General features: G+C 58.5%; 4 protein-coding genes, 1 tRNA gene and 1 pseudogene. 4 read left to right on the forward strand and 2 right to left on the reverse strand.

Annotated elements, in window-relative coordinates; translation table 11 throughout:
* The 4 genes from IRZ24_RS14575 to IRZ24_RS14590 form a co-directional block, all read left to right on the forward strand.
* The coding region (locus IRZ24_RS14575) for a mersacidin/lichenicidin family type 2 lantibiotic (RefSeq protein ID WP_297150963.1) at nt 1-220 on the forward strand (220 nt) is incomplete at its 5' end.
* Between the two features lie 638 nt (nt 221-858).
* A complete protein-coding gene (locus tag IRZ24_RS14580) occupies nt 859-4,206 on the forward strand; it encodes a type 2 lanthipeptide synthetase LanM family protein (RefSeq protein WP_297165490.1) in 3,348 nt (1,115 codons plus the stop codon).
* A 541-nt stretch (nt 4,207-4,747) separates the two neighbouring features.
* Nucleotides 4,748-4,996, forward strand: a complete 249-nt coding sequence (locus tag IRZ24_RS14585; protein WP_297165492.1) for a hypothetical protein — start codon at nt 4,748-4,750, stop codon at nt 4,994-4,996.
* 93 nt (nt 4,997-5,089) lie between these two features.
* Nucleotides 5,090-6,217, forward strand: a complete 1,128-nt coding sequence (locus tag IRZ24_RS14590; protein WP_297165494.1) for a putative sulfate exporter family transporter — start codon at nt 5,090-5,092, stop codon at nt 6,215-6,217.
* Between the two features lie 165 nt (nt 6,218-6,382).
* On the opposite strand, the gene IRZ24_RS14595 is transcribed toward IRZ24_RS14590, so the two are convergent.
* Nucleotides 6,383-6,463, reverse strand: a tRNA-Leu gene (locus tag IRZ24_RS14595).
* A 163-nt stretch (nt 6,464-6,626) separates the two neighbouring features.
* Nucleotides 6,627-7,058: pseudogene (locus IRZ24_RS14600) on the reverse strand (acetyl-CoA carboxylase carboxyl transferase subunit alpha); the annotation flags it as partial.

Genomic DNA, 7,058 nt, shown 5'->3' on the forward strand with positions numbered 1-7,058 from the left:
AGATGAAGCCTATCGCCAGAGCCTCAGCGAGGAGGAGCTCAGCCTGCTGCCTGAGAGCCCCATCGGTGAGGTCGAGCTGACTGATGCAGATCTGGAGGCTGTCCAGGGCGGTCACGGTAACACTGACGAGTGTAACAACACGGTTGCCGTGCTCTGTCTGCAGTCCCTGGCTGTGCTCCTCGGCCTCTGCAATACCAACGCCGCCGGCGGCTGTCTCTAGCGGTCGCTACCCCACGCCAGGGGTCTCGGTATGGCCTGATCAGGATATACAGAGGGTTGGGATGTCTGACTCCGTCCCGACCCTCTGTTCGCGCCAGTCGAGGTCTTTGCCAGTGCCCTGGTGAGCGATGGCTCAGCCTCCTGGCGCTCGCTTCCCACGAGGTCGATAGCCCACGGGCAGGTGCTTACGTTTATGAGCGGTCACTCTTACGAGAAAGACAGCCCTGCCCCTGCTCGTGTTACGATCGGTTGCACTGAGTTGGCCGAGTTGCGAATTACATCGCATCTCCGGGAACACGGGACGAGGTGATCAGATCTATCGTCCACTGGTGCCCGGCTCGGCCCTATTCCCCGAAAGCCATGTGAGATGAACTACTACTACCGCATGCTTTGCCTGCCTGCGGTTGCTGTTGGTTGATAGGTGCTCACCTCCGTGCTTCCATAGCGACAGGAGGCACCTGATAACAGGCCTTCCATCAACAGTCAAGCTGCCTAGCAATCCATCAGTGATGAGCGAGCAATGACCAAGAAAGAAGGAAGATGCGACCCACGTCAAGCGTCTCTAGCCAGCCAGTGTCTCTAGCTAATGCGGTGGGACCCCTTACGCTTGCGCTGAGCCGCATCTGATTGTGTGATTCCATGAGCGAGACGATCAGTGAGACAACTGCTGCTTCTCTTCCCTATTCGCAGGATCGCTGGCAAGACGCCGGCTGGTATCGCGCTTTAACGCTGAGTGAGCGCCTGGCTCAACTGCGCTCTAGCCCTTTTCTGCCGACTCTGGACGCGCTTGATGCAGAGGCCCAGGCTCGTGCCCAGCAGCGCTTGAAGCGGTGGAAAGAGCTGCCAGCTCTGAATGAGGATGCGGGTCGCTTTGCCACTCGCCTCGCGCTGGATGGTTTGCGCGAGGAGGAGCTACTACTCTTGTTGGGCGAATCTGCCGAGGCTTTGCGCGCACGATCTACGACTCCTCTCCCCTGGCTGCAGACTCTCAAGCAGGCCTTTGCTTGCCCTGAGACCGCCGCTGCCAGGGCCGCGAGCGACGGGGATGCCTCTGACGCTTCTCCTTTGCCAGATCTGGGCGGGGGCAGCCACACACGCTCGTTCTTGCATCCCTTCTTACCGCTGATCAGGCACGCCAGACAGAACCTGGCCGCCGGCTTGCAGAAGCTGGCTCAGTCTTCGCCTACCTTCTCGTTTGATAGGGAGCAGGTTCTCGATCTGCTGGCACGCAATATTCCCGGACTGCTGCTCCCTCTGATCGCGCGGGCCATTGTCCTGGAGCTTCACGTTGCACGCGTTCAGGGCCGCTTACGGGGAAATACTTCGGAGGAGCGCTTTCAGTATTTTTTGGAGCAATTGAGCGAGCGCGAAGCAACTCTGGATTTCTTGCAGGAGTATGTGGTGCTGGCTCGCCTGGCAACAGAGACGCTTGAACGTTGGGTTTGCCGCTCTCTGGAACTGCTAGAGCGCCTCTCTCAGGACTGGCCCCTGATTCGCTCTACCTTCCTCCCAAGTGGCGAAGCCGGTTCTCTGTGTGAGATCCATCAGGGGGCCGGCGATCTGCATCGCAACGGGCAGAGTGTGATCTTGCTGCGTTGGGACTCCGGTTTCCGTCTGGTTTATAAGCCACGTCCTCTGGCCGTTGATCGCCATTTCCAGGAGCTGCTTTCGTGGATGAATGAGCGGGGTTTCACCCCTCCCTTGCGCACGCTGACGGTGCTTGATCGGGGCCGCTACGGCTGGGTCGAGTTTGTTCAGGCTCGCCAATGCTCTTCGCGTGAGGAGATTGAGCGCTTCTATCTACGCCAGGGCGCCTATCTAGCTCTGCTCTATGCCCTGGAAGCTTCGGATTTTCATGCGGAGAATATTATCGCCGCCGGTGAGCATCCCGTGTTGATCGATTTGGAGACCCTCTTTTTGCCTCAGATTAATCCCCAGGTGCTCCAGGCTCAAGGGGCCCCTGGCTTGGAGGCGATCGGTCACTCGGTGCTGCGCGTGGGTTTGTTGCCACAACGCCTTTGGTCCAACCAAGAGGGCGAGGGGATCGATATGAGCGGCCTCGGTGGTCAGCCCGGCCAGCTCTCGCCACGCCCTGTGCCAACCTGGAAGAATGCCGGCACCGATGACATGCGCCTGATTCATGAGCGCGTTGAGCTGCCGGTTAAGGAAAATCGCCCTCGTCTCAATGATCAGGATATTAATGTCCTGGATTATAGCCAGTACGTCATCGAGGGCTTTACGCGTGCTTACCGCCTCCTCATGGCCCAACGCTCGGAGCTTCTAGAAACCTATCTGCCACGCTTCGCCGATGCCGAAGTTCGCTGCGTGCTTCGCCCCACTCGCATTTATACTCAGCTCTTGCTCGATAGCCTCCATCCTAATGTGTTGCGCGACGCTCTGGACCGCGATCGCCTCTTTGACCGGCTGTGGGCGACAACTGAGCGCCTTCCCTACTTGGTACCCCTGATTCCCGCTGAGCGACGCGATCTCTGGCGCGGCGATATCCCGGTGTTTACCACTACCGCCGCTTCGACTGATCTCTTTACCTCAGATGGCGAGCGCCTTCCCGCTTTCTTCTCGGAGCCTGGCCTGGAAGTGGTACGCCGACGCCTGACTGAGTTGAGCGAGCAGGACTTAGAGAAGCAGCTCTGGATTATCCGCGCTGCTTTCACGAGTATGATCGATGCCTCTACCCCTCAAAGCTATACACGCCTGGAGTTGCATCCTGCTCGCACTGCCCCAACGCTGGAGCGGTTACTAGCAGCAGCCTCAGCTATCGGCAATCGCTTGCGCCAGTTTGCCCTCTATCAGGGCGACTACGTAGGCTGGCTGGGCGTGACTCCCGTGAATGATCGTGAGTGGCATCTATTGCCCGCCGATGGAGATCTCTATAATGGATTGGCAGGGATCACGCTCTTTCTGGCCTACCTGGGTTATCTGACGGGAGAAGAGCGCCATACTGAGCTGGCTCGCAGGGCAGTGCAGACGATCCAGCAGGTGATTATGCGCCGCAAGTATTTTCCTCGCGCCTATGGGATCGGCGCTTTCAATGGCCTCGGCTCGCTGATCTATCTCTTTTGCCATCTAGGCACTCTCTGGCGCGAGCCTGCCTTCTACCGCCAGGCGGAGGAGCTGGTCCCTCTGCTCGTGGAGAAGATCGAGCAGGATCAGGTCTATGATGTCATCGGTGGAGCGGCTGGCGCTATTGCGACCTTGCTCTGTCTGCACACCGTCGCCCCCTCGCCCAACACTCTGATGGCGGCGGTCCGTTGCGGTGAGCATCTGCTGACCCACTCCCAGCCGCAAGCACAGGGCGGCTGTGGCTGGCCCACGCCACGTCAGCCAGTGGCGCTGTCCGGTTTTGCACATGGCAACGCAGGCATCGCTCTCTACCTGACGCAACTGGCTCAGGTAAGTGGCGAGACACGCTTCGCCGAGAGGGCACGTGCAGCATTGGCCTACGAACGAACCCTTTTTTCGCCGACTCGTCAGAACTGGCTGGATCTACGCCAGCGCCCACCTTCCGCCAATGGGCAGCCATCGTCAGGAGAAAAATATATGGTGGCCTGGTGCCATGGCGCCCCAGGCATCGCTCTGTCTCGCTTGATCCTGCGTTCTCTACTCCCTGATGCCCAATTGCTGGAGGAGATCAGAGCCGGATTGCGTACAACTCTCACGCAGGGGTTTGGACTGAATCATTCCCTGTGCCACGGCGATTTTGGCAACCTCGATATTCTGATTACTGCCGCTCGTTTGCTGCCTGGTGAGAGCTTCGCCGAGCATATCCCACGTATCGCTGCGGCCTTGCTGGAGAACATGGAGCGCCAAGGCTGGGTTTGTGGTGTACCTTTCGGGGTCGAAACCCCCGGCTTGATGACAGGGTTGGCCGGCATCGGATTGGCACTTCTGCGCCTGGCGACTCCTGAGCGCATCCCGTCAGTGTTGCTGCTCGCTCCACCCGCAGGCCCTCCAACTGCAGAAGCCTGAGAAGTATAGACGGGACCATAGCGCAGGCGTGCAGGCCCAACGAGCCAGGCCTAGCACCAGGGGGCAGTCAGACAGGCTATGAGGCTGGAGACTGTCCCCCTTTTGCGAAGGACGGGTCTTTCCTGTTATGCCCCCTCTTCAAGACCTCCCTCGCCCCTTCAGCTCGCATAAACTGCAGTCTCTCTTCCACCCTGGTTACGCACTTGGTCACCTGCCCCCTGAAGGGAGCAGTCAGCTCGACTGCCCCCCACAACGCATGGATAGCGCTGTGAAGCTCCCTTGCTTCTCATGGGATCACGCACCAGGCTCACTCGTTCTCTTCCCCTAGTATAGCGGGGACTCAAAGACAGGACTTCCACCTCTTCGATCTCCAGGCTTTGAGCGATTATCTCGCTGGCTTGCGCTGGCCTTGACAATAGACCCGTTTCTATGGCAAACTTTTCTCTACTAAATAAATCAACAATATCAACAATAGGGGCGAGCAGCGCAGCCCCACAGAGGCAACTGGCTATCAAGCAAGTAAGCGAGAAGGAGGAACCACATGGCGACAGAGGAAAATCTGCCCCTGACCGCTAGCGAGAGCGAGCAAGCGACTGAAACAGGTCAGTCTCCCACTTCCTCTACGGCCTCGTCTCACAGTGGGACCAGCTCCGGCCCGCTGGCGAGCCCCAGCAACATTGTCGCCGCCCGTCCCTGGTACCAGTGGCTCAATGAAGATTGGTGGGCTCTCATTCTGGGTCTGACCCTGGTTGTGCTGATCATCGCTCGTGTTCTCCACTCGATTCCTTAGTCGGACAAGTATTTGTCAGGTTGTCCTAGTAATCCCGCACCTCTAACCCTGGCAGAGGTCGGCATTCCACTACCAGTTAAGGAGGAGCACACCGTGAGCACAAGCCCATCTGCTATTTCAGCACCTGTAACGGGCAAGCAAGGCACACAATGGCCTACTCTCCTTGCCTCTCTATTTATCGTCTTTGTTCTGAGCGTCGCCGTATGGTGGCTGACCAAGGTCTTTCCAACCTTTTTCAGTGGCACCCTGCGGCGGACACTCAATAGCATCGAATTTCCCGTCTACGCCATCGCTCTAGGCCTGCTGGCCAACGGCCTCTTGACACTGCTGGGCTGGCGTGAGCGCCTGGCCGCCGCCTTTCGCACTGAGCTGTTTCTCAAAACGGGGGTGATCCTGCTAGGAGCTGGACTTAATCTCTTTGACCTGCTCAAGATCGGCCTCGGCGGTATCATTCAGGCCGTGATTCTTATCAGCTCGGTCTTTTTCACAGCCTGGTTTCTAGGAGGAGCCTTCAAGCTAGAGCGCCATTTGCGGGCTCTCATTGCCGCCTCCGTCTCGATTTGTGGTGTCAGCGCGGCCATTGCCGCTGCGGCAGCGGTACAGGCCAAGCGTGAACAACTGGGGTACGTGGCCAGCCTTGTGATCGTCTTCTCTCTGCCACTGATCTTCCTGCAGCCGCTGATCGCCCACTGGCTGCAGCTCAGCCAGGCCGTCGCTGGTGCCTGGATCGGCGGTAACATCGATACCACTGCCGCCGTCACCGCCAGCGGGGCCATTGCTGGACAGGTTGCCTTGCAGTACGCTACCGTTGTGAAACTCTCACAAAACGCCCTGATCGGCCTGATTGCCTTTCTGCTCACCCTCTACTGGATTACGCGCGTTGAACGAGACAGCGGACGCGAGCGACCGCGTTGGAGCGAGATTTTCACCCGCTTTCCCAAGTTTGTCATTGGTTTCATCCTGGCCTCACTGACGATGACCGTCCTCTTAAATCTCCATTGGCTCCAGGGGAGTCAGGCAATTCTCAACGATCTCAACGCGCTGCGTACCTGGTTCTTTACTCTGGCCTTTGTGAGCATTGGCCTGGGCTTCCGACTGGAGGGCTTCAAGGAGGCTGGCCTGCGCCCCGTGCTCGTCTACGGCCTGGCCACGCTTTTCAATACCGCCCTTGCTCTCTTACTGGCCTTCCTTATCTTCGGGGTCTTTGCCTTCCACAGCTAGCCACCTGTTCAGAACAGCAAGGCCCAGCAAGCGGCCCATGCGAGGGCATGGAGGAACCGAGCGCGACACCTCTCATCAACAGCGGGGGAGAACAAGAAGAGAGCGGGATGGCGACTCTGCTCTTAGAGCAGTACCATCCCGCTCTCATCCTCTATGGTATGGAGGTGCCGGTGGTGAGACTCGAACTCACAACCCTTGCGGGACCTGTTTTTGAGACAGGCGCGTATACCGTTCCGCCACACCGGCTCTTTTCAAACCTGAGATCCCTTTCCACTCAGGGGAACCGCCAGACCGGAGAGCGCTTTTCGCCCTCCCTCCGGACTGGCAGCTTTCAGTATACAAAAGTCTGCGGCTGACGTCAAGCCCTGTTGGAGCAAGCGGCAACGCGCGCACGATTATCTCCTGGATCTCAAGCAGCGAAACCGAACGGTCCCACAGCGCGATACTTCTCGTAACGCATCTGTACCAGGCGATCGACCGGTATCTGCTTTAACTCTTGCAGATGACGGATCAGAGCAGCCTTCAGATTCTCTGCCGCCAGACGATGATTATGATGAGCGCCACCCAGTGGCTCGGGCACCAGCTCATCGATCAATCCCAAAGCGTACAGCTCGCGCGCGCTGATCCGCATGGCCTCCGCCGCCTGAGGAGCATAGACCTTATCGCGCCAGATAATCGAGGCGGCGGCCTCCGGAGCGGCCACTGTATAAATACTATATTCCAGCATCAGCAGGCGGTCAGCCACACTGATGGCTAGAGCGCCGCCGCTTCCTCCCTCACCAATTACCGCCGCAATGATGGGTACGCGCAGGCGAGCCATCGCATAGAGGCTGGCCGCAAT

The organism is Thermogemmatispora sp. (assembly GCF_019683755.1).
Lineage (GTDB): Bacteria > Chloroflexota > Ktedonobacteria > Ktedonobacterales > Ktedonobacteraceae > Thermogemmatispora.